Annotated in this window: 24 protein-coding genes; 12 read left to right on the top strand and 12 right to left on the bottom strand. The window is 67.4% G+C overall.

Features of this window, described 5'->3' with window-relative positions; genetic code table 11:
- Window positions 1–17 precede the first annotated feature (17 nt).
- Together ACZ9BC_RS02675 and dacB are read right to left on the bottom strand one after the other, a co-directional pair.
- Window positions 18–1,151, bottom strand: coding sequence for a zinc-dependent metalloprotease (locus tag ACZ9BC_RS02675; RefSeq protein ID WP_476244831.1), 1,134 nt, complete (start codon window positions 1,149–1,151; stop codon window positions 18–20).
- An 80-nt stretch (window positions 1,152–1,231) separates the two neighbouring features.
- Entirely contained in the window at window positions 1,232–2,734 is a 1,503-nt protein-coding gene (gene dacB, locus ACZ9BC_RS02670) for a D-alanyl-D-alanine carboxypeptidase/D-alanyl-D-alanine endopeptidase (protein WP_476244612.1), read from the bottom strand.
- A 155-nt stretch (window positions 2,735–2,889) separates the two neighbouring features.
- On the opposite strand from dacB, the gene ACZ9BC_RS02665 reads away from it, so the two are divergent.
- Both ACZ9BC_RS02665 and ACZ9BC_RS02660 read left to right on the top strand, forming a co-directional pair.
- On the top strand, window positions 2,890–3,378 hold the full coding sequence (locus ACZ9BC_RS02665; protein ID WP_079596875.1) for an inorganic diphosphatase: 489 nt from the start codon (window positions 2,890–2,892) through the stop codon (window positions 3,376–3,378).
- Window positions 3,379–3,538: 160 nt separating this feature from the next.
- Window positions 3,539–4,951, top strand: a complete 1,413-nt coding sequence (locus ACZ9BC_RS02660) for a carboxylesterase family protein (RefSeq protein WP_476244611.1) — start codon at window positions 3,539–3,541, stop codon at window positions 4,949–4,951.
- On the opposite strand, the gene ACZ9BC_RS02655 is transcribed toward ACZ9BC_RS02660, so the two are convergent.
- Window positions 4,882–5,721, bottom strand: coding sequence for an alpha/beta fold hydrolase (locus ACZ9BC_RS02655; RefSeq protein WP_476244610.1), 840 nt, complete (start codon window positions 5,719–5,721; stop codon window positions 4,882–4,884). The genes ACZ9BC_RS02660 and ACZ9BC_RS02655 overlap by 70 nt on opposite strands.
- 125 nt (window positions 5,722–5,846) lie before the next feature.
- On the opposite strand from ACZ9BC_RS02655, the gene ACZ9BC_RS02650 reads away from it, so the two are divergent.
- Window positions 5,847–6,593 carry a DUF429 domain-containing protein gene (locus ACZ9BC_RS02650; RefSeq protein ID WP_476244609.1) on the top strand — a complete coding sequence of 249 codons (747 nt, stop codon included), beginning with the start codon at window positions 5,847–5,849 and terminating at the stop codon, window positions 6,591–6,593.
- Window positions 6,594–6,608: 15 nt separating this feature from the next.
- Here ACZ9BC_RS02650 and ACZ9BC_RS02645 read toward each other — a convergent pair whose 3' ends face one another.
- Window positions 6,609–8,990 carry a phosphoketolase family protein gene (locus tag ACZ9BC_RS02645; protein ID WP_476244608.1) on the bottom strand — a complete coding sequence of 794 codons (2,382 nt, stop codon included), beginning with the start codon at window positions 8,988–8,990 and terminating at the stop codon, window positions 6,609–6,611.
- 168 nt (window positions 8,991–9,158) lie between these two features.
- Here ACZ9BC_RS02645 and ACZ9BC_RS02640 point away from each other — a divergent pair, with 168 nt between their 5' ends.
- Window positions 9,159–9,758, top strand: coding sequence for a hypothetical protein (locus ACZ9BC_RS02640; RefSeq protein ID WP_476244607.1), 600 nt, complete (start codon window positions 9,159–9,161; stop codon window positions 9,756–9,758).
- A gap of 67 nt (window positions 9,759–9,825) precedes the next feature.
- On the opposite strand, the gene ACZ9BC_RS02635 is transcribed toward ACZ9BC_RS02640, so the two are convergent.
- The 5 genes from ACZ9BC_RS02635 to serS all read right to left on the bottom strand — a co-directional run bounded on the left by ACZ9BC_RS02635 (window position 9,826) and on the right by serS (window position 14,401).
- Window positions 9,826–10,410, bottom strand: a complete 585-nt coding sequence (locus ACZ9BC_RS02635) for a histidine phosphatase family protein (RefSeq protein ID WP_476244606.1) — start codon at window positions 10,408–10,410, stop codon at window positions 9,826–9,828.
- A 70-nt stretch (window positions 10,411–10,480) separates the two neighbouring features.
- Window positions 10,481–10,867: a hypothetical protein gene (locus ACZ9BC_RS02630; protein WP_476244605.1), complete on the bottom strand. Its 387-nt coding sequence runs from the start codon at window positions 10,865–10,867 to the stop codon at window positions 10,481–10,483.
- A gap of 17 nt (window positions 10,868–10,884) precedes the next feature.
- Window positions 10,885–11,745, bottom strand: a complete 861-nt coding sequence (locus tag ACZ9BC_RS02625) for an HAD family hydrolase (protein WP_476244604.1) — start codon at window positions 11,743–11,745, stop codon at window positions 10,885–10,887.
- 177 nt (window positions 11,746–11,922) lie between these two features.
- The gene (locus tag ACZ9BC_RS02620) at window positions 11,923–12,936 is read right to left on the bottom strand and encodes a hypothetical protein (protein WP_476244603.1); all 1,014 of its coding nucleotides are present in this window, start codon (window positions 12,934–12,936) and stop codon (window positions 11,923–11,925) included.
- 184 nt (window positions 12,937–13,120) lie between these two features.
- Window positions 13,121–14,401, bottom strand: coding sequence for a serine--tRNA ligase (gene serS / locus ACZ9BC_RS02615; RefSeq protein ID WP_079596884.1), 1,281 nt, complete (start codon window positions 14,399–14,401; stop codon window positions 13,121–13,123).
- Window positions 14,402–14,491: 90 nt separating this feature from the next.
- Between serS and ACZ9BC_RS02610 the strand changes: the two genes are divergently transcribed.
- Window positions 14,492–15,547 carry a diacylglycerol/lipid kinase family protein gene (locus ACZ9BC_RS02610; protein ID WP_079596885.1) on the top strand — a complete coding sequence of 352 codons (1,056 nt, stop codon included), beginning with the start codon at window positions 14,492–14,494 and terminating at the stop codon, window positions 15,545–15,547.
- Window positions 15,548–15,597: 50 nt separating this feature from the next.
- On the opposite strand, the gene ACZ9BC_RS02605 is transcribed toward ACZ9BC_RS02610, so the two are convergent.
- From ACZ9BC_RS02605 to ACZ9BC_RS02595, 3 genes are all read right to left on the bottom strand, one after another.
- On the bottom strand, window positions 15,598–15,804 hold the full coding sequence (locus ACZ9BC_RS02605) for a hypothetical protein (RefSeq protein WP_079596886.1): 207 nt from the start codon (window positions 15,802–15,804) through the stop codon (window positions 15,598–15,600).
- Window positions 15,805–15,898: 94 nt separating this feature from the next.
- Window positions 15,899–16,879 (bottom strand): prephenate dehydratase, encoded by a 981-nt coding sequence (gene pheA / locus ACZ9BC_RS02600; protein WP_476244602.1) that lies wholly within the window; start codon window positions 16,877–16,879, stop codon window positions 15,899–15,901.
- Window positions 16,879–17,205 (bottom strand): rhodanese-like domain-containing protein, encoded by a 327-nt coding sequence (locus ACZ9BC_RS02595; RefSeq protein ID WP_079596888.1) that lies wholly within the window; start codon window positions 17,203–17,205, stop codon window positions 16,879–16,881. Before ACZ9BC_RS02595 ends, pheA begins: the two co-directional genes overlap by 1 nt.
- 110 nt (window positions 17,206–17,315) lie before the next feature.
- Between ACZ9BC_RS02595 and ACZ9BC_RS02590 the strand changes: the two genes are divergently transcribed.
- The 7 genes from ACZ9BC_RS02590 to ACZ9BC_RS02560 all read left to right on the top strand — a co-directional run bounded on the left by ACZ9BC_RS02590 (window position 17,316) and on the right by ACZ9BC_RS02560 (window position 21,211).
- Window positions 17,316–18,047, top strand: a complete 732-nt coding sequence (locus ACZ9BC_RS02590) for a Type 1 glutamine amidotransferase-like domain-containing protein (RefSeq protein WP_476244601.1) — start codon at window positions 17,316–17,318, stop codon at window positions 18,045–18,047.
- Entirely contained in the window at window positions 18,040–19,446 is a 1,407-nt protein-coding gene (locus tag ACZ9BC_RS02585; RefSeq protein ID WP_476244600.1) for an amidase, read from the top strand. The genes ACZ9BC_RS02590 and ACZ9BC_RS02585 overlap by 8 nt, the downstream gene beginning before the upstream one ends.
- 124 nt (window positions 19,447–19,570) lie before the next feature.
- Window positions 19,571–19,798, top strand: coding sequence for a hypothetical protein (locus ACZ9BC_RS02580; RefSeq protein WP_476244599.1), 228 nt, complete (start codon window positions 19,571–19,573; stop codon window positions 19,796–19,798).
- A gap of 155 nt (window positions 19,799–19,953) precedes the next feature.
- Entirely contained in the window at window positions 19,954–20,157 is a 204-nt protein-coding gene (locus ACZ9BC_RS02575) for a hypothetical protein (protein WP_476244598.1), read from the top strand.
- Between the two features lie 191 nt (window positions 20,158–20,348).
- Entirely contained in the window at window positions 20,349–20,516 is a 168-nt protein-coding gene (locus ACZ9BC_RS02570) for a hypothetical protein (protein ID WP_476244597.1), read from the top strand.
- Window positions 20,513–20,707, top strand: a complete 195-nt coding sequence (locus ACZ9BC_RS02565) for a hypothetical protein (protein WP_476244596.1) — start codon at window positions 20,513–20,515, stop codon at window positions 20,705–20,707. Before ACZ9BC_RS02570 ends, ACZ9BC_RS02565 begins: the two co-directional genes overlap by 4 nt.
- Window positions 20,708–20,788: 81 nt before the next feature.
- The gene (locus tag ACZ9BC_RS02560) at window positions 20,789–21,211 is read left to right on the top strand and encodes a lipopolysaccharide assembly protein LapA domain-containing protein (protein WP_176156832.1); all 423 of its coding nucleotides are present in this window, start codon (window positions 20,789–20,791) and stop codon (window positions 21,209–21,211) included.
- Window positions 21,212–21,250: the final 39 nt, after the last annotated feature.

Below are 21,250 nucleotides of genomic sequence, written 5' to 3'. Positions count from 1 at the left end.
CGGGGAACGTCAGGCAATTACAGGCCCATCCGGTCCAGCCACAGCTTGGCGTCGTGGATCTCGGGTTCGGTGGGCAGGTGGTCAACGGACTCCCAGACCCTGTTGAAGCCGTCCATTCCCGCAACGTCCACCACGGCGCGGACGAACCGGGCGCCGTCGGAGTACTGGCGCATCTTGGCGTCCAGTCCAAGGAGGCTGCGGATAAACTTCTCGATCACGCCGCGGTCCTTGCCGCGGTCGTTGAACCGTTGCCGGATGGTCTTGACGGACGGGACGATGCTGGCATCCACACCATCCATCACCACGTTGGCGTGGCCCTCCAGCAGGCTCATGACGGCGGTGAGGTGCGAGATGGCAGCCTTTTCCTCCGGGTCCTGCAGCAGGTCCAGGATGGCGCCGCGGCCAGGGGTGTTTCCGGTGGCGGAGCGGTCCTTGAGCGAGCGGGCTGCGGCGGTGGCCCGCTCCATCAGCGAATCGACGTTGCCCAGCAGGTGTCCGCTCAGGTCGTCAATCTGCTGCAGCATGTGGTGGCGCAGCCAGGGCGCGGCGGCGAACTGCACCCGGTGGGTCTGTTCGTGCAGGCACACCCACAGGCGGAAGTCCTCGGGCGCGACGTTCAGTTCGCGTTCCACGGAGATGATGTTCGGGGCCACCAGCAGGAGCCTGCCCCCGGCGGGCGCGTTGGAGCCCTCGGCCAGCGCGGCGAAGGGATCGTACTGGCCCAGGACCTTGCTGGACAGGAACGCCAGGACTGCGCCCAGCTGGCTGCCGGTGATGGCGCCGCTGACGCTGGCAGCTGCCGGGCTGAGGGAGCCGCGGCGGTTTTCCAGCATCTTTTCCATGGCGGGCTTCAGCATCACGGCGAAGCTCTGGGTGTTGGCCTTGGCCCACGAGGCACGGTCCACCACCAGCACGGTGGAGTCGCGGAGGTCCCTGGCAGCTTCCAGCCCACTGATCTCGTGGACGTGCTCCACCGAGGCGTCCGCGAGCCGGCGCAGGCTGTCCACGGCTTCGCCGATGGCGGCCTTGCTCAAGTCAGGCCCGGCAGGAGCCAGCCGTGCCGCGGTGGACGCGGCAAGGTCCCAGTTGATCAGGGCCTGGGCCGTATTGGACAACGTTTGTGCTGACGACTCACCTGCAGTGGACTCCATAAGTCCCATCAGAACACAGCAGGCCGGGGATCGTCCTTAAGTTCGCTCACCGGCGAACCACGGCGGCGACAACCACGCAGCTAGCGGCAGCCGCAGGCGGCGAGGGCTGTTGCGGCCCGGTCCAGGGCCGCCCTGTTGCCCGCGGCACCCGGGGTGAGACCGTTTCCGATAAAGGAGAACACCAGGAGCCGCCCGTCCGCATCCACCACGTAACCGCTCAGCGCCAGCACCGTGTTCAAGGTTCCGGTCTTGGCACGCACCAGCCCGGCGCCGCCCGCCGTCGATTCCTCCCCGTATCTCGCGTCCAGGGTGCCTGTCAGGCCGGCAACGGGAAAACCGTCCAGCGCCTCGCGGAGCCTGCTGTCCGTGCCGGACGTGATGGCGCGGACCACCTCGGCGAACTGGCGGGCCGAGACCTGGTTGCCCATGGCCAGCCCGCAGACATCCACAAGTTGCATGGAGTCCGAGGGTATTCCGGCCCCGGCAAGCTGCGCGCGGACGGCCGCCGAGGCGCCGTCGTTGCTGCCCGGCTGGCCGGCCGCCACAGCAGCCATCCGGCCCAAAGCCTCGGCCAGGTAGTTGTCGGAGACCTGCAGCATCAGGTCAACCTGCTCCGCGACGGTAGCCGACTGCACTTCCGCCAGGACCGGCGTGGTGGCAGTGTCACCTGCGGGCGCGGGTGCACGTTCGACGGCGGCGGCCACGGTCAGTCCCGCCGCGGCACCTGCCTCACGCAGCCGGGCGGCGAATTCCTCCGCTGCCGTGACGGCGGAATCCTGCGGGCGCGGCCCGGTAGTGACGGCAGGATCAAAGCGTGCCGAATGCAGCGCCAGCGGGTACAGCGGGGCCACCTCACCGGCAGCCACATCCCCGGCCTGCCACGCCGGATTAAGGGCGGGGCCAGTAAAGAGGGAATCGTCCACCAGGACCTTGATCTCCCCCGAGGTTCCGGCAGCCTGCAGCGCCGCAGCGGTCTGGGCCGCCAGCGTGGCCAGACCGCCGTGCCCCATCACCAGTTCACCGGCAGATTCACCGGCGCCGAGCAGGACGTCGCCGCCGCCCTTCAGGACCACCTGCCCGGCGGCGGGGCCGGCGGTCACGGTGGTGCTGAACCGGCGGTCCGGGCCCAGCGAGCGCAGCGCGGCGACCGCGGTCAGCAGCTTAAGGTTCGACGCCGGCACGCGGCTTTCGGAGCCGCCCCGGTCAAAGAGGACCTGGCCGGTCACCGCATCCTGGACCAGCCCCGTGAAAGTACCGCCGCCGTCGGTCTTCAACACCGGGTCCAGCCGAGCGGTGACCGCCTCCGGCGACGGCATGTCCGCGGAGGCGTCCAGCTGGGCAAGCCCCTCCGGGGCCGACAGTGTGGCCGGAACCTGCTGCCATTCGGGAGCCGGCGGTGCGGGGGCAGGGGGCTCGGGTCCGATGAAACCGGGGGCCACCAGCAGGGCCGCCGGGACGGCGAGGGCAACCAGGAGCGCGGTGAGCAGGACCGCCGGCCAGGAGCTTTTCACGGCTGCCACCCAGCTGTCCGCAGCCCGCCGGACGCGGTCCATCCAGGCGTCCGTGACGGTTGTTTTGGTCATGCTGGTGCCGGTCCTCAAGTCCTGAAATATCCCCACAAGTTCCTGATTCCAGGGCCTCTCGCTATATCCTCAATAGTAGTCGGCGGCACGGACACTCCTTTTTGTGGGCCCGTCAGATGTGCCGCGCACCCCCTGCAATTGCCGAGGAGCATTCCATGAAGCATGACGTGACCATCGAGATCCCCAAGGGATCACGCGTCAAGTACGAAGTTGACCACGAGACCGGCCGCGTCCGCCTGGACCGCGTCCTCTTCACCTCCATGCAGTACCCCACGCACTACGGGTACTTCGAAAACACCCTCGGCGAAGACGGCGACCCCTTGGATGCACTGGTGCTCCTGCAGGACTTCGACCTGCACCCGGGCGTCATCGTTGAGTCCCGCCCCATCGGCGTCTTTAACATGACGGACGACGGCGGCGGAGACGCCAAGATCCTCTGCGTCCCGGTTGACGCCCGCTTCGACCACATCCAGGAAGTCAGCGACGTCAACGACTTCCTGATCAAGGAAATCGAGCACTTCTTCACCCGCTACAAGGACCTGGAGCCGGGCAAGTGGGTCAAGGCCGAGGGCTGGGGCGACCGCGCCGCCGCCGAAGCCGAACTGGAAGCCTCCATCAAGCGTTACGTGCCCACCGGCCACTAGTCCCCACCGTCTCCCTCACCTCGCTTCTCTCGGTCAGGGAACCCTGACGGCGTGGGCCCAGCCATCGACGCGGGGTCACTCTCTGCCCAATCCGCCGCCGGATTTGGGCCGGAAGTGACTCCGCGTTGTTGCTTAAGGGTTGTGGTTTAAGGTGGGTTCGGTGAACTCCGCACCTGTCTTCAGCCCGCCCTGCGGACCCGTCACCGGGTGGCGGGACGGGCACGTCCTCCGCGCCACCGGCATTCTCTATGCCACGGCCGCCCGGTTCCAGCCGCCCGTCCCGGCGCCGGACTGGAGCAAGCCCTTTGCGGCCACCTCGCCGGCACCGGCCTGCCCGCAGGGGCCAGTCCCGTTCCTCGACGACGTCCTGGGCACCCGGTACGGCGAGCTCCCCGGCAGCGAGGACTGCCAGAACCTGTCCATCACCATGCCTGCGGACGTGTCCCCGGATGAACGGCTGCCCGTCATGGTGTGGATCCATGGCGGGTCCTACACCACCGGGTCCGGCGACCTCGCCATCTTCGATCCCGCAGTCCTGGTGGCCGAGAACCGGGTGGTGGTGGTTTCGGTGACCTACCGGCTGGGACTGTTCGGGTTCCTGGCCACGCGCACGGGCCGCCCGGGGAACCTGGGACTGCTGGACCAGCTCGAGGCGTTCCGCTGGGTCCGGCGCAACATCGCAGCGTTTGGCGGTGACCCCAGCCGGGTCACCGCATTTGGGCAGTCCGCCGGCGGTGACGCCATCGCCCACCTGATGGCCACCCCGGAAGCGCCGAAGCTCTTCCAGCGTGCCATCATCCAGAGCGCACCGTTGGGCATCGCACGCGGCCGCGCCAAGATGAACCATGCCATGGGGATCGCCGCGGAGGCCGTCACCGGGGAAACTCCGGCCATGGACGTGGTGGAACGGGAGAAACACGTGGCCCAGGTGGCCCGCAGGTTCGGGATGCTGGCCGCCATGCCGTTCGGGACCCAGTACGGGCATGCACCGCTGCCGGAGGAAGCCGGAATCGAGGAGGCCTGGAACCGCTCAGCTCCCGGGATCGAGGTGCTGATCGGGCACACGTCCGAGGAAGCCCGGCTGTTCCTGCCCCGCAGCCCGCACCTCAGCAGGCTCGGCACACTGCCGGTTGTGGGTGATGCGGCGCTGCGAGCCATCAACTGGGTGGTCACCGAGACCGTCTACGGCTGGGCTGCGCGGAAGTTCGCCCGACGGCACTCCCGGGCCGGCGGGAACGCCCACCGCTACGTCCTGCACTGGCATGCCCCGGGCAACATTTTCGGCGCCGCCCACACCATTGACCTCCCGCTGCTTTTTGGCAACCGGAGCACGTGGGATGGCGTTGGGCTGATCGCCGGAGCCGGCTGGGAGGACGTGAACGCTGTGGGCCGGCAGCTGCGGGCACTTTGGGCGGGCTTTGCCCGGGGTGAAGACCTTGGTTCGGAGGGCGGGATTCCGGGCGCACTCACCTACAGGTCGGAGCACCGGCCACCCCACCCGCGTCAGCGGCCCCGTGTGCTGGCAGCCGTGCTGCGGATGGTTTCCACCAGGATGTCCTGGCGCTGGAAGTAGGCGTTGTGGCCGGCGTCCTGGACGACCACGAGGCGCGCGCCCGGCACCGTAGCGGCAACATGCTCTGCCCCGCGGCGGATGCGCGGCCTTTCCTCATCCCCGATCAGCAGCGCCAGCGGGCTGGAGATGGATTCCAGTCCCCGCTGGAACGAGTCCACGGCCTGCGGGTCGGCGCTGAGGAACTCGCCCTGGCTCTGTTCCAGGCTCCGCGGGTGGCGTGCCGCTTCTATGGCGGCAGCGGTGGACCGGACCCGGATGTAGCGGGCGTAGTCCAGCGGGTTTTCCGCGATCCACCGCTCGGTGAAGGAATTTCCCACGCCCAGCCAGATCCGTTCGTCTGCATCAAGCGAGCTGAAGACCTCGAACTTCTCCGGCACACCAGGTTGTCCCGGAGGCGGCACCACCAGCGGCCAGCCCATGCCGCAGACCACCAGGGCAGCGGCACCGCCGGGGTTTCGGACCGCCCAGCGGAGCGTGGTCATGCCGCCCATGGACTGCCCCACAATGACAGGGTTCTGCAGGCCGAGGGAGCCCAGAAAGTGTTCAAGCTCTGCGGCCCGGTCAACCAGCGGGCCCTGCCGCGGGGAGTTCGAGGACCAGCCATGGTCGTAGGTGTCGTAGGACAGGACCCGGAAGTCCTGCTCGAGTTCGGCGATGATCGGCTCCCAGCAGGCCGCCGCCGAGGCGTGGCCATGCAGGAGCACCACCGGCTGGCCCTTGCCTGAGTCCGTGTAGTGGATGTCGTTGCCGAGTACATCAAGCCATGGCATGGAAATGATCCTTTCGGGGCCGGTCAGCCGGGTGGCGCACCACCCACCAGCCTTTCAGAAGCGGGACAGGGCGTCATCCGGCGTCCACTGCGGTAGCGGGGTTCCCGGAGGTAGAGTCTGGTCACGTGAAAACGCTCGGAGTGGATCTGGCAGCCGCCACGAAGAAGACCGCGGCGGCGGTCATCGAATGGCTCCCGGGTTCTGCACGGCTGGTGCACCTGTCCCTGGACGTGGACGACCGGGAGATCGTGGAGCTGTTCGGCGCCACGGACATGACCGGCGTCGACTGTCCGGTGGGCTGGCCGGACGCACTCATTCCGTTCCTTACCGGACACCTCGCCCTCAACCCGGCGCCGGTTCTGGAGCATGACGGGATAGCGGGCCGGCGGCTGTTGGCATACCGCGACACGGACCGGTTCGTAACGGGGCAAACAGGCCTGATCCCGCTCAGCGTCTCGGCGGACCGGCTTGCGCATCCGGCCATGCGGTGCGCGGTGATCCAGGCAAAAATCGCCATGCTGCACGAGCCCCAGGCGAGGGACGGCTCCGGCCGCCTGGCAGAGGTCTACCCCGCTGCATCATTGAAAATCTGGGGGTTCAACGGGCGCGGCTACAAGGGCCGCGCCGAGACAGAACGCCTTGGCCTCCTGCTTGACAGCCTCACGGCGCAGGCGCCGTGGCTGGACCTGGCCGGGCACGGGAACAAACTGGCCGGATCGGACGACCTGTTTGATGCCGTCGTCGCTTCCCTTACCGCCCGCGCGGTGGCCCGCCGGCTGACCCTGGTGCCGGACCGGGCCCACGCGGCCGCCGCCCGCACGGAGGGCTGGATCCACCTGCCCTCCGCGGGACTCGACGCGCTGGTCGAATAGGACCGCGCTGCTCCGCTAGGAAAGCTGCCAGTTCCGGATCTCCTCCGGGTCCTCGCCGTCCGTCCGGGTGTGTTCAAAGGCCCGCATGCGGCGGTCCTGGAGGTCCTGCCGCAGGAGCGAGTGCTTCTCAGCCAGCCCCGGCACGCGATCGATGGCGTCGATGGCCAGCTGGAAGCGGTCAATGCCGTTCAGCATGGCCATGTCGAAGGGCGTGGTGGTGGTGCCCTCTTCCTTGTAGCCGCGCACGTGCAGGCCTTCCTGGTTGCTGCGCCGGTAAGCCAGCCGGTGGATCAGGGCGGGATAGCCGTGGTAGGCGAAGATGATCGGCTTGTCCCTTGTGAAGATCCCATCAAAGTCGCGGGCCGGGAGTCCATGCGGGTGCTCGCTTTCGTCCTGCAGCCGCATCAGGTCCACCACGTTGACCACCCTGACTTTCAGCCCCGGCGCACCTTCCCGCAGGAGTTCCGCGGCGGCCACGGTCTCCACGGTGGGTACGTCGCCGGCGCAGGCCAGCACTACGTCGGGCTCCTCGCCGGGCACCTCGGACCCGGCGAAGGTCCAGATCCCCAGCCCGCGCCGGCAGTGGTTCGCGGCGTCCGTCGGCCCCAGCCAGGTGGGTGAAGGCTGCTTCCCGCTGACCACGATGTTGACGTAGTCCGTGGACTCCAGGCAGTGCTCCATGACAGACAGCAGCGTGTTGGCGTCCGGCGGCAAATACACCCGGATGACCTCCGCCTTCTTGTTCACGGCATGGTCGATGAACCCGGGATCCTGGTGTGAGAACCCGTTGTGGTCCTGCTGCCACACGTGCGAGGACAGCAGGTAGTTCAGCGAAGCCACGGGCTGGCGCCACGGCAGGGTGCGGTGCACCTTCAGCCACTTGGCGTGCTGGTTGAACATGGAATCGACAATGTGGATGAAGGCCTCGTAGCAGCTGAAGACGCCGTGCCGGCCGGTGAGGAGGTAGCCTTCCAGCCAGCCCTGGCACAGGTGCTCGCTCAGCACCTCCATGACCCTGCCGGACCGCCCAAGGTGCTCGTCGACGTCGTCAATCCGGTACTGCCACACCTTGTCGGTGACCTCGTAGACGTTCTGCAGCCGGTTGGACGCCGTCTCGTCGGGGCCGAAAAGCCGGAAGGTTTCCTTGTTCAGCGAGATGACGTCCCGCATCCAGGAGCCCAGCGTGATCATGGGGCTGACCCGTTCGGTTCCCGGCTGGGCAACCTCGACGGCGTGGTCCCGGTAGGCGGGCAGCTTCAGGGCGCGCCGGAGCAAGCCGCCGTTCGCGTGCGGCGTGGCGCTCATCCGGAAGTCCCCCGTGGGGGCACCCTCGGCGACGTCGGGCCGGAGCCGGCCGTCGCCGTCGAACAGTTCTTCCGGCCGGTAGGACTGCAGCCACTCCTCAAGCTGGCCCAGGTGCCCACTGTTGGTGCGGACCTCGGAGAGCGGGACCTGGTGGCTGCGCCACGTGCCCTCCACCTGCAGCCCGTCCACGTAGCGCGGCCCGGTCCAGCCCTTCGGCGAGCGCAGGACGATCATGGGCCAGCGCGGCGCGCCGTCTTCCCCTGCGTCCGGATCGGCCGAGGGTGACCGGTGCACGTCCTGGATGGCACGGATGTCCGCGAGGCACCGGTCCAGCGCCTCCGCGAAGTCCCGGTGCGCCTTTTCCGTGGCGGCCGGATCGTCCACCGTGACGAAGTACGGCTCGTGGCCGTAGCCGCGCAGCAGGTGTTCCAGCTGCTGTTCGGGCATCCGCGCCAGGACCGTGGGGTTGGCAATTTTGTAGCCGTTGAGGTGCAGGATGGGCAGCACGGCGCCGTCGGCCGCGGGGTCCAGGAAGTTGTGGGAGTGCCAGCTGGCGGCCAGCGGTCCGGTCTCTGCCTCGCCGTCGCCAATGACGACGGCGGTGACCAGCTGGGGATTGTCGAACACCGATCCGTAGGCGTGCGCCAGGGAGTACCCGAGTTCGCCGCCCTCGCTGATGGAGCCGGGGCTCTCCGGGGCGGCATGGCTGGGGATTCCGCCGGGGTAGGAGAACTGGCGGAAGAGCTCGGCCAGGCCCGCTTCGTCGTTGCCCACGTGGGCATAGATCTCCGAGTAGGTTCCTTCCAGCCAGGCATTGGCGACGACGGCGGGGCCGCCATGGCCGGGACCGGCCACGAAGAGCATCTCGGTGGAGTCGCGGCGGATGACGCGGTTCAGGTGGGCGTAGACGAAGTTCAGCCCCGGGGTGGTCCCCCAGTGGCCCAGCAGGCGGGACTTGGTGTGCTCAGCCTTGAGCGGTTCGCGCAGCAGGGGATTGGCCCGGAGGTAGATCTGGCCCACCGAAAGGTAGTTGGCTGCCCGCCACCAGCGGTCGACGAGTTCGAGTTCTTCCTGCCCCATGCTGCCGGCCATAACCATCCTCACGTCGGGTGCGCCGCCCGTCGGCGGCCGTCCCTCCATCGCAACAGATGGGCCGGGCTGAGGCAACCTCTGCCCATGCTTTGCTGCCACCATCTCCTATTTGACCAGCCGTAATACAGAGATTCCCTGATTCCTGCTTCCGGGTAGTGTGTACCCAGAATGTTCACGCTGACAATCAACCAAACGGACGTCCGGCGCGATGGGGACCGGGTACCGCAGTTGCTCAAGGACCTGCGGCACATCCCCGCGCGCCTGGACTTCGACCGCTCGGTGGAGGATGAAGTCCAGGGCATTGTTGACTCTCCGAACCAGGCGGTGGATGCGGCGTTGATCGCGCTGCGCAGCGGCTCCTGGTACGTGGGGATCGGCGTTGGCCCTGTGAGCGAGCCGCTTCCCAACCAGATCAAGGATGCCTCCGGCCACGGCCTGGTCTATGCCCGGCGTGCAGTGGACCGGCTGCGCAGCAGCAAGGAGCGGGTTCCGGTGGCCGTGGAAGGGCCGCTGGCGGATATTGCCCAAGACGCCGAGGCCGTGCTGCGGCTCCTGGGGCATATTGTCCGCGACCGGTCCGAGGCGGAGTGGCGCGTGCTTGACCTGCTGACGCCTGGCGTGCGCGGGCAGCAGAAAGCCGTGGCGCAGGAGCTGGGCATCACCACCCAGGCCGTGAGCAAAGCGGTGGCGCGGGCGCAGTGGAACGAGGAACACGCCGCCCGTCCCGCGGCAGCCAGGCTGCTGGGCCTGATCCTCGAGGTGCGCTAAGCCGAAGGATATTGGCGGAGTTGGTAGCGCCGGATCAGCCGGGTGCCCGCCTTAGCCCTGCGTTCAATCAGCCCTGAGTGGCAGCCAGAACAGGTTCGCCGTTGAAGTATTCGAGCTGCCAGCCTTCGATGGCGTGGTGGTGCGCCAGGTTAAGGACGGCGTTGTCCACGCTTGTCAGCGTGCGGCCGATGGCACGACTCAGGCTCACACGGAGCAGGGTGCCGTGCGTAACCACCAGGAGCCGCCGGCCGCGGAACTCCTCGGCCAGGGCCTCGAGCGCAGCGAGTCCCCGATCGGCTGCCTCGTCCTCGCTCTCGGCGCCCTGGAAACCGCCGGGGACGCGCAGTGCGTCCAGTTCGGGTCCGGCCTGCATCCCCTCTGCCGGCCCGAAGCTGCGCTCGGTGAGTTCCGGAACGCGGCGCACCACTTCCAGCCCGAGCCCTTCGGCAATCAGGTCTGCGGTTTCGGCCGCCCGGCTCAACGGCGAGGAGACGATTGCATCCCATTCGTACGGGGAAAGGACGGCGACGGCGTCACGCGCCTGGCCGCGGCCGACGTCGTTCAGCGGGATATCGGTTGATCCCTGCAGCCGGCGCTCGGCATTCCAGTCGGTCTGGCCGTGGCGGACGAGGGCGAACGTCGTAAGGGTCATGACTTCTATTCTGCCTTGACTGCAACGGAGCTCCGGCACCGGAGTCTGTGGCTATGTCCGCGCCGGCGCATCAGCTGAGGGCCAGGACCAGGTAAAGCACGGCAAGGACAAGCGCGACGGGCGTCATGACCAGGCGCTCCGGCTTGCTCCTGGAGATGGCGTTCATGATGATGCCGAGCGCGAAGTACCCGGTCAGCACCCAGATGATGACGGATACGGCGGACTCGCCGCCCAGCGGCGGCACCGTTCCGGCCCTGCCGAGCGCCGCATATCCGAAAAGCGCGTAGAGGACGATGGAAACGGCGCTGCCGATCCGCAACCTGGCCGGCAGCACTTCATGTTGCCCTCCCCAGGCAAGCCTGCCAAGCGGGGCACCGGCAATAAGGGCGGCCTGAAAGACGGCCAGGCCGGCCAAAACCACGCAGGCAGCAAGCGCTGCCAGCTGGACCCACGCCATGCGGACCTGGTCCTGCGCTACAGAAGGCTGCGCAGCACGTGGGCGGCGCCGTCGTCGAACACGGAGTGGGTAACCTCGTCCGCGGCGGCGATGACTTCCTCCGGAGCCTGGCCCATGGCCACTCCCCGCCCCGCCCAACCGAGCATCTCGATGTCGTTCCGGCCGTCGCCGATGGCCACCGTCCGGTCGGGGTCGATGCCCAGCTGGAGGCGGAGGTTTTCCAGGGCACTGGCCTTGGTGACGCCGGCTGCGGCGATGTCCAGCCAGGCGGTCCAGCCCACCGAGTAGGTGACGCCGGCGAGGCCCACATGCTCAATCGCCTCGTTGAACTCCTCCGGGGTGTTTTCCGTGCTGAACACCACCACGCGGACGGCCGTGGCCTCAAGCATGGTGTGGAAGTCGACGCCCACGGCCTCGACGCCGAAGCTCGGGTCCTGGAAGCGCTCGGTGGAGAGGAAGTTCCCGTCGGCGTCCTCCAGCGCGTACTTGGCGGAGGGCAACCGCTCGCGGAGGGCCTTCAGCGCGGGTGCAGGATCAAAGGTGGCTTTGTGGATGACCTCGTAGCCGTTGTCCAGTTCGGGGTGGAGCCGCAGGGTCACGCCGCCGTTGCAGCACACTGCGTAGCCGTGCTCGATCCCGATGTTCTCGATGACGGGAAGCGTGGCGTTGAGCGACCGGCCGGTGGCGATCATGACCTCGTGTCCGGCGGCCACCACAGCCTGTGCGGCATCCCGCACTCCCGGTGACATGTGGCCGTCGTGGTCCACGAGCGTGCCGTCCACGTCCAGGGCGACCATCAGCTTCAGGCCATTGGTGTCGTTTTCGTTCTCTCGCCGGTCATCGTTGCCGGCGACTGAGGTTTCAGTCAGCGTTGTCATTCACATAGTGAACCAGACGTCTCTGAAGGGCGCTAGGACGCGCGCCACACAGTTATCGAACCGAAAGTGAACATCCCGTGCCGGCGGTACTCGCTTTCTCGGCCCGCGCCGGCCGCCCCCGGCTTCTGGTCCTAAGCTTGTTCGCGAAACCGAGCCTGCACGGTCCGGATCGGCGGACTAGCTTCTGACGTGTGGGCGCAAGCCAACCGCCAGAAGCTTGCGCCTCAGCCGTTCCGGGTTTTCCACATCCGCCCAACCCCACCGCACGAAGCCGAGGCCAAGCCCCCGGATCCGGTCCTCACGAAGCTTTTCGCGGTACACAGCCTCCTCCGCCGACGTGTCACCACGGACGGCCGCGTCAAGGTACTTCGCCTTCCCATCGAATTCACCCACAACGCGCTGTTGCGGCCACCAGCTGTCCGCCCTGCCGATGAAGCCGTCCTGGTCATGGAAAACGTGCTGGAGCACAGGTTGGTCAAATCCCAGGAGGGTGAAGACGGCGCGGCTGTAGGATTCCCCGACTGATTCCGCCAAGGGATTGGCCAGGGCAGCCACCCGAGCCGCCCTGCGCTGTGCGGAGGCATGGGGGTGGGCTGAAATGCCATCCACAATTTCGCTTACTTCCAACAAGTTGGAGTCGGCGGATAGCATGCCTTGCCGGTGCAGTCGTGCAGCCAGTCCGTCTGCTACGACCAAAGCCTCACTGAGTTTTCCGGCGACCATGAGGTCGAGGGTCGTCTGGACGGGGCTGGTGCACCGGAATTCACCATGGACCTCGGGCTTTATGCCGGGCTTCAGACAATATCGCAAGGGATACGAGCGTTTTGTCCTGACCTGCCGGGCTGCGTCGTCCTCGCCCAGAACTATGAGGGGAGACCGCCTTACTCCGCTCCGGCCGGGCAGTGTGGTTGCCAGTTCCACGCACGGAGGTGTCCTCAACGTGGGCAATCCGATGGCCACGGCTGCGGTTTCCCCGCACAAAACAGCGTCCTTGACCGACCTGGCCACTGCTGCCGTCGACCAGGCAAAACGCTCGGACGGCCGGGCACGTAGCCAGTCCGCGGTGCGGACGTAGAAACCGCGGCGAATCCGGACCAGCCTTCCCGCCCGGAACTCGCGGTGGATAACGTCGGTAGACCCTTGGGTCCGCAGGATGGCGGCGGAATCGATGAGCCCGGGCAGAATCTCCATGCCACAAGGCTGCCCGGAAGGGACTGCGGAGTCAGCATGGGCCGGCGCCTATGTGGACAAAGCGGGCGCGGGAGGCTGCCCGGAGCCCCTCCCCCGTCCGGTCCTGAGCTTGTTCGCGAATCCGAGCCTGCAAGGTCCGGATTCGCGAACCAGCTTAGGAGAGCCGGCGAAAGGAAGCGGGAAACTACAGGACCGGGAGGACCTCGAGGCCGCCCAAGTACTTCTGCAGGGCCTTGGGCACGTTCACCGAGCCGTCGGCGTTCTGGTGGTGCTCAAGGAGCGCCACGATCCAGCGGGTGGTGGCAAGGGTGCCGTTCAGCGTGGCCACTGCCCGGGTGCCCTTGGCGACGCCCTCCGAGTTCACCGCACGCTCACGGATGTTCAGGCGCCGGGCCTGGAACGTGGTGCAGTTCGAGGTGGACGTCAGCTCGCGGTACGCGCCTTGGGTGGGAACCCATGCCTCGCAGTCGTACTTCCGGGCCGCGGAGGTGCCGAGGTCGCCGGCGGCGGTGTCGATCACGCGGTACGGCAGCTCGCACTTGGCCAGCATTTCCTCTTCCCAGGCCAGCAGGCGCTGGTGCTCGGCGGCAGCCTCTTCAACGGTGGTGTAGATGAACATCTCCACCTTGTTGAACTGGTGCACGCGGATGATGCCGCGGGTGTCCTTGCCGTGCGAGCCTGCTTCACGCCGGTAGCAGGAGCTCTGGCCGGCGTACCGGATGGGACCCTTGGAGAAGTCGAGGATTTCGTCCGCGTGGTACCCGGCAAGTGCCACCTCGGAGGTGCCCACCAGGTAAAGGTCGTCTTCGGCGAGACGGTAAATTTCGGCGTCGTGCTTTACATCGAAGCCGGTACCCTGCATGGTTTCCGGACGCACCAGGGTGGGGGTGATCATCGGGATAAAGCCGGCCTCGATGGCCTGGTCCATCGCCATCTGCAGCAGGGCCATCTCCAGCCGGGCCCCCACGCCGCGGAGGAAATAGAAGCGGGCGCCGGACACCTTGGCGCCGCGCTCCATGTCGATGGCGCCGATCAGCTCGCCGATTTCCAGGTGGTCCTTCGGTTCAAAGTCGGGGAATTCGCGTGGCGTCCCGACGGTCTTGACCACCACGTAGTCGTCCTCGCCGCCCTCGGGAACACCGTCCTCGATGAGGTTCGGGATGGTGCGCAGCAGCTCTTCCTGCTTGGTCTGCGCAGCGTCGGCTTCGGCGGACGCCGCCTTGACCGAGTTGGCCAGCTCCTTGACCTCGGCGAGCAGTGCCTGCTTCTCCTCGCCCTTGGCCTGCGCCACCTTTTTGCCGAAAGCGTTCTGCTCGGCCCGGAGGTTTTCGAAGCGGATCAGCGCTGCCCGGCGGGCGGAATCCGCGGAAATGATCGCGTCCACCACTGATTCGTCCGCGCCGCGGGCGCGCTGGCTGGCACGGAACTTGTCCGGGTTTTCGCTGAGGTCTTTTACGTCGATCACCCCATAAGGGTATCCAATACCTCGCACGACGACGGGCGGGCACCGGGCGTGCCGGATCGGCACCCGCCGCCGGGCTACTGTTGAAGCACCATGAGCGACCTGATTCTCTACCTGCTGATTGCGGTGGCGCTTGCCTTCGCCATCTCCAGCTGGTGGGGCGTGCGCAAGCTCAAGGCCCTGCATATCCGCAGCGCGGTGGGCGGGGACGCGCACGAGTCGGGACTCAGCCAGCAGCGCGTCGCCGTGATCCTGAACCCCATCAAGACGCGCTCCGGTGAGGCGAGGGCAGACATCCAGCGGGCCTGCGTCACGGCGGGCTGGGATGAGCCCGTCTTTTTTGAAACCACTGCCGAGGACCCCGGCTTCGGCCAGGTGCAGGCCGCGCTGGCGCACAAGCCCGACGTCGTCCTGGTGGGCGGCGGCGACGGTACCGTGCGGGTGGTGGCCGAGTCCCTTGCCCACACGGGTGTGGCCATGGGCCTGATTCCGCTGGGGACCGGCAACCTGCTGGCGCGGAACGTGGACCTGGACGTCAACGACCTGCACGCCAACGTCCAGACGGCGCTCTTCGGCCGGCAGCGTTTTATCGATACCGCCCGGATGGCAATCGAGAACTCCCGTACCGGGCATTCCTCGGAGCATGTTTTCCTGGTCATCGCCGGCATCGGCATGGACGCCGAGGTGCTGGCAGATACAAACGCCGGCCTGAAAAAAGCCGTGGGCTGGCTCGCCTACACCGAGGCCGGAATGCGGCACCTTCCCGGCCGGCGGAAGAAAATCTCCATATCGCTGGACGGCAGCCCCGAACAGGCCCGGAATATCCGCAGCGTCCTTTTCGCCAACTGCGGCCTGGTGCCCGGCGGCATCGACTTCATCCCGCAGGCCATGATCGACGACGGCATGCTGGACGTGGTGGTGATGAGCCCGCGCAGCGCCCTGGGCTGGCTGCTGATGTACGTCAAGATCCTGTTCAAGCACAGCGGAAAGCTGCCCATCATGACTGTTTACCGGTCCGGCAGGATCGTCATCAAATGCCCTGAACCGATGCCCACACAGCTCGATGGCGACACGTCAGGCGAGGCCACCCGGCTGACAGTCCAGGTGGATCCCCGGTCGCTGCTGGTTCGGGTGAGAAGTCAGGTTTAGGACGGGCTGGCGTTGTTCGATAAGGGGCAGCTGGCAGAGCACGGAGCCTGTCAGGCGTGGGCTTCCTTCGCAGCCTGGGCTGCAGCCTTGGCGGCAGCGCGGGCTTCGGACTGCTCACGGATCATTGCCTGTTCCTCTTCGAAGCGCAGGCGGTCAGCACGGTCTGCGTCGTCGCCGTCCCAGTCCTGGTTGTCGGCAGTGGGCCGGGGATTGACGATCATTCCCTGGCCATCGTTGTCTGTGCTGCTGGTAGTCATGACCCGCTCCCTTCGTTAGGGGCCATCCCCCATGTGGATCAAGTAAGCATACGCACTTGTCCACAGCCCCGGAAGTACCCGCGACGGCATTTACCTACGCTGTGGGCGAAGCGGCGGAAACGTTTTCTGCCGGTGAAGACCCGGGCTGCAGGATGGATGCCACCCAGGACTTTGCCGCCGCGAACGCCTCATCGGACGTGTGGGACTCCACCGCTGTTTCCTGCATGTCCGCCCGGGGATATGAGCCCAGGAAGCGGGTATTGGGGCTGATCCGGTGAAGGCCGGCTAATGCATCCGCCACGCGCGCATCGCCCGCATGGCCGTCGGCGTCGATGCTGAAAAAGTAGTGGCCGAGGTACTGCCCGGTGGGGCGTGATTCGATGCGGCTCAGGTTCACGCCGCGGCTGGCGAACTGGTCGAGGATTTCCATGAGGGCGCCCGGCCGGTCCTCCGGGAGTGGAACCACCACGGTGGTCTTGTCCGCGCCTGTCCGTTCCGGCAGCCTGCCCGGGCGGCTGACCAGGATGAAGCGCGTCACCGCGCCCGGGTTGTCGCCGATGTTCTCAGCGATAACGGAGAGACCGGGCTGCTCCCGGGCCACAAGCGGCGCGCAGATGGCGGCGTCGTAGTGGCAGTCTTCATCCAGCAGGCCCATGGCCGACGCGGCGGTGGAGGATCCCGGAACGTATTCCGCAGCGGGAATATTCTTGTCCATCCACAGCCGGCATTGTGCCCAGGCATGCCCGTGGGTGGACACCCTCCGCACGTCTGCCAACTCCACACGGGGCCGGGCCGCCAGGACGAAGCTGATGGGAACCAGGACCTCCCGGATGATCCGCAGTTCCTGCCCGTTGGCGATCGCGTCGAGAGTGGCGGTGACGCCGCCCTCCACGGAGTTCTCGATGGGGACCATTGCCGCGTCAGCCGCACCGTCCCGGACCAGGTCCAGGGCCGCGTTGACGTTCGACGCCGGGATGCGGGTGGCCTGGGCAGCGTCCGGCACCTGCATCAGGGCGGCTTCGGTAAAGGTTCCCTCGGGGCCCAGGAAGGCGTAGGTGACGGCGGAGCCGGGCATCAGAGGACGATCGGCTTGAGACCGTTGTCCGAGACCAGCGGCTTGCCCAGCTCCAGCCACTGGTCCATGCCGCCGGCCACGTTGATCGCGGTATATCCCTGGCCGTTGAGCCACTGCGCGACGCGGAAGGAGCGGCCCCCGGTGCGGCAGATGATGTAGAGGTCCTCGTCCGGATCAAGTTCGTCCAGGCGCGCCGGGACCTGGTCCATCGGAATGTGGACGGCATCTTCGGCGTGCCCGGCCACCCATTCGTAGTCCTCCCGCACGTCCACAATTACGGCGTGGGAAGGGATGTCCTGGACGGGAACGGTATCGAAATCACTCATGGGAAGTCCTGTCGTGGCGGATCGGATGCACCGTTAAGCCTAGTGCTTCCACCGCGGGCGGGTCCGGCAGCCAGGCAAGTTAGGCTTCTAGGAAACCCTGAGGAGGACGCGTGCCCGCAGAGCAGCCCACCATCCTGGCCACCTCGGGCGGCCTCAAGCCAGGCGCCCGGACGCGGCTGGAGTTTGACCTGCTCCTGCATCACGCCGTGGAACTATCCGGCGTCAGCGGGCGCGCCCCAAGAGTGACCCACCTCGGCACAGCCGGCGGCGACCAGCGCGCGTTCAACGCGGAGCTGGATGAGGCAGCGCGCCTCGCCGGGGTCCAGTTCAGCCACCTGAACCTGTTCACCATGCCCAACCACCCGGACCCGGCAGCGCATCTCCTGGAGCAGGACGTGGTCTGGGTCAGCGGCGGTTCGGTGGTGAACCTCCTGGCGGTGTGGCGCGCCCACGGGCTGGATAGCATCCTGCGCACCGCGTGGCAGGAGGGAGTGGTCCTGGCCGGAGTGTCCGCAGGCTCCATCTGCTGGTTCCAGGGCGGCACCACTGATTCTTTCGGACCGGAACTGAGCGCCGTGGGCAATGGCCTGGCGCTGCTGCCGTACGCCAACGGCGTGCACTACGATTCGGAAGCACGCCGGCGGCCCCTGGTCCATCGGCTCGTTGCGGACGGAACCCTCGGGGAAACGCATTGCACGGACGACGGCGTGGGGCTGGTTTACCGCGGCACGTCACTTGTGGAGGCCGTGTCCGAGGTCCGGGGCAAGGGCGCGTACAGGGTCACCCGCGGAGAAGGCGGCGACGTGCTCGAGGAGATGGTGGAGCCGCGGTGCCTTGGCTGAGCTTCACGAGCTGTCGGCCGTCGCGCTGAGGGACGCCCTGCATTCAGGGGAAGTCTCTGCAAAGGACGCCGCCGCCCACTTCCTGGCAAGGGTGGAGCAGCACAATCCGCTGCTGGGCGCATTCGTCACCGTCACAGCGGAACACGCCCTGCGGCAGGCTCTGGCGGCAGATGCCCGGCGTTCCCAGACACGCGCCAACGCACTGCCCGTCCTGCACGGCATGCCGCTGGCCTTCAAGGACCTCACGGATGTGGCCGGGGTGGTGACCACCCACGGCAGCGCTGCCCTGGACCACAAGCCGGCGCCCGCGGACGCTCCGCTGGTGGCGCACCTGAAGGAGGCTGGTGCGATCTCCCTGGGAAAGACCCAGGTTCCCGAATTCGGCCTGACGGCCTACAGCGAAAACCGCATCGCACCGCCGTCGCGCAATCCCCATGCCTTGAGCAGGAGCTCCGGCGGCTCCTCGGGCGGGAGTGCGGCAGCGGTGGCGGCCAACCTGCTTCCCTTCGCCCCGGGCACCGACGGCGGCGGTTCAGTCCGGATTCCGGCGGCCGCCTGCGGACTGGTCGGGTTGAAGCCGGGCCGGGGCCTGGTGCCTGCCGGGGAAAGCCAGGGCGACCCCGCCAGGCTGGTGGTGGCGGGCCCGCTGGCCCGGAGCGCCGCCGACGCCGCGCTCATGATGGATGCCCTGGTCCCGGACGCCGCATTTTTGGATGCGCTGGCGCAGGAGCCCCCGCGCCTGCGGATCGGCGTCACGCTGGACAGCCCATGGTCCGGAACGTTCCCGTTCACCGCGGAGCCGGAAGCGCTGGAGGCGCTTGAGGCCGGCGAGAAGCTGCTGGAGCACGCAGGGCACAGCGTCACCGAGGCAAGCATCCGCTACGACAACCGGTACCCGGACGCCTTCACCACGGCCTGGACCGCCGGCGTGGGCGCCGCCAGGATCAGCCCCCAGCGGGAAGCGCTGCTGGCCCCGCTGACCCGCACCTTTCGCCGTCGCGCCCAGCAGCGCAGCCCGGCCAAACTGGCCGAAGCGCTCGCGTTCCTGCGGCAGTTCCAGCAGGACACCGTGACGCAATATGCACAGTGGGACCTGCTCCTGATGCCTGCACTGGCACAGACCCCACGCCCGGTGGGCTGGTTCACCGGGACGGCACACGGCGATGAACGCTGGCCCGCAACGCAGTGGCCGGGGGATGCCGACGGCGACTACCGGAAACAGTGCGAATACGCGCCGTGGTCATCCATGGTCAACGTCTGCGGCCTTCCCGCGATCACCGTTCCGGTGCACTGGACAGGCAACGCGCCGGGCAACCGGTTCCCGATGGGGATCCAGCTGGTGGGACCGATGGGCTCGGAGGCCCTCCTGCTGCGGGTGGCCCACCAGCTGGGATTCTAGCGGGACGGTAGTTGACCTGCGCCTAACGCCCCTTTAACCCTCCCGTAACCTGGCGGGAGCAGACTCTTATCAGCGCCTTTCCGCATCCTCCACCTGGCCAAAGCTCAACGAGGAGTTGCCCATTATGAACGCTGAATTCCCGAGTGCTGCCACTGGACAAGCCGGCCTGGGTGAAGACTTCCGGCCGGACCTGAGCAATGCCACCGTCCGGGAAGACCTGGCAAAAACCGGCCGCTGCGCAATGGTGCACCTTCCCACCGGCAGGACCTGCCTCCGTCCCCTCCGCCACCTTGGCCCCTGCGATTTCCACGGGCCCGAAGAGGCCGAGACGGTCGCCGCCACGGCCCAATAACCGTGGCCCGGGGGCCCGCCAGCGCAGCAGCCTCGCAGCCTCGCAGCCTCGCAGCCTGGACAGCAAGGGTGGTAGTGCCGGATTGCCTGCAGGGTGTCGACTCTTGGGCACATCGGGAGGACGATTAAGGGGCGGTCACGATAAGGAGGTCTGCGATGTGCTATTCATCCAGCAAGGACTTCGGGTGGGGCGTTAAGAAGGAAACCCACCGCCAGCCTGAAGCCAAGCAGGAAACCCCGGCGGAAACTCCGGAGCAGGAAGTCAAGGCACAGGACTACACGTTCTGGGCCTTCCCTAACTGGCGCAGGACGCCACGGCCCAGCACCCCCTCCGCGGAACGGAGCAAGGAAAGGGTCTGACACAGTGCCGGTTTAACACTGTGCCGGTCTGACGAAATGCCGGTCCGGCACAGTGCCGGTTTGATACAGTGCCGACGTCCTCGGAAGGGCCTCCCCAAGGGGCCCTTCCGTTGCGTCCGGGCTTGGCCAGGCAGGGCTTGGTCGGACGGAGCCTTCCGCCGCCGGGGCGCCTCTTGCCGGAGAATGGACGCATGCCCGGTTTCTACGTACACGAAGCCACCCTCCGGTTGGACCCCGCCGCCGACTCAGCGGCGCCCGGAGCTGCGATCACCGTAGCCCTGTGCGGCAGCTGGGAGCACCCCACGCCGTGCCCGCTCGCCGCCACCAGACTGCCGTCCAACAGGACGGACAGTCCGTGAGGCTGCGGACCGTCTTCGCGGCCGATCCACGGCAGGAAGCCGAGGTCCGCCGTCGTATTGACGCTGCGCTTGCCAAAGGATCGCAGCCCAGCCCGGACGGCATCCTGTCCCGCTGGACGCTGGTGGGGACCAAAGCTGCCGAACTGACCACGGCTGAGCTCGAGCACGCGCAACGAATCGCCGGCAGTTAGCAGGCGCGGCGTTGTGCCAGCCGAAACCTCCCCGCTAAGGTGGCATTATAAGCATGCTTATCATCCTGGAAGGGGACGTGAATGAGTGCTGGACAGTACACGCCGGGGACTGACGGACCGATGGAGCCGCGCGACAATGGAACGCCGCCGGCCGACCGGACCGGCACGCCGGGGGTACCCGCCGCGCGCCCCGCAGACTCATCACCTGCCACCACCCCGCCTGCGCCGGCGGGTGCAGGTGAACCCAAGGTGACCCGCGCCGGCGTGGTGTGGGCCGCGGTGGTAGCGGCCCTTGCGCTCCTGATCCTGCTGATTATCTTCATCCTGCAGAACCAGGACCTCGTGCTGGTCAGGTTCCTGGGCTTCGAAGGAAGCTTGCCACTGGGCATGGCACTGTTTATCGCCAGCGTGACCGGCGGGGTCCTGGTGGCGGCGGCAGGCGGCGCGCGCATCCTCCAGCTCCGCGCCAATGCCCGCCGGGCGCGGGCAACGCAGCGAAGGTAGAGCGCCCCGAAGCATCACAAGAGCGGACAGCCACCGCAG

The sequence above is a fragment of the Pseudarthrobacter sp. TE3704 genome, assembly GCF_056279405.1.
Note: the sequence above shows the minus strand (reverse complement) of the source record. Positions and strands in the feature narration are given on the sequence as shown.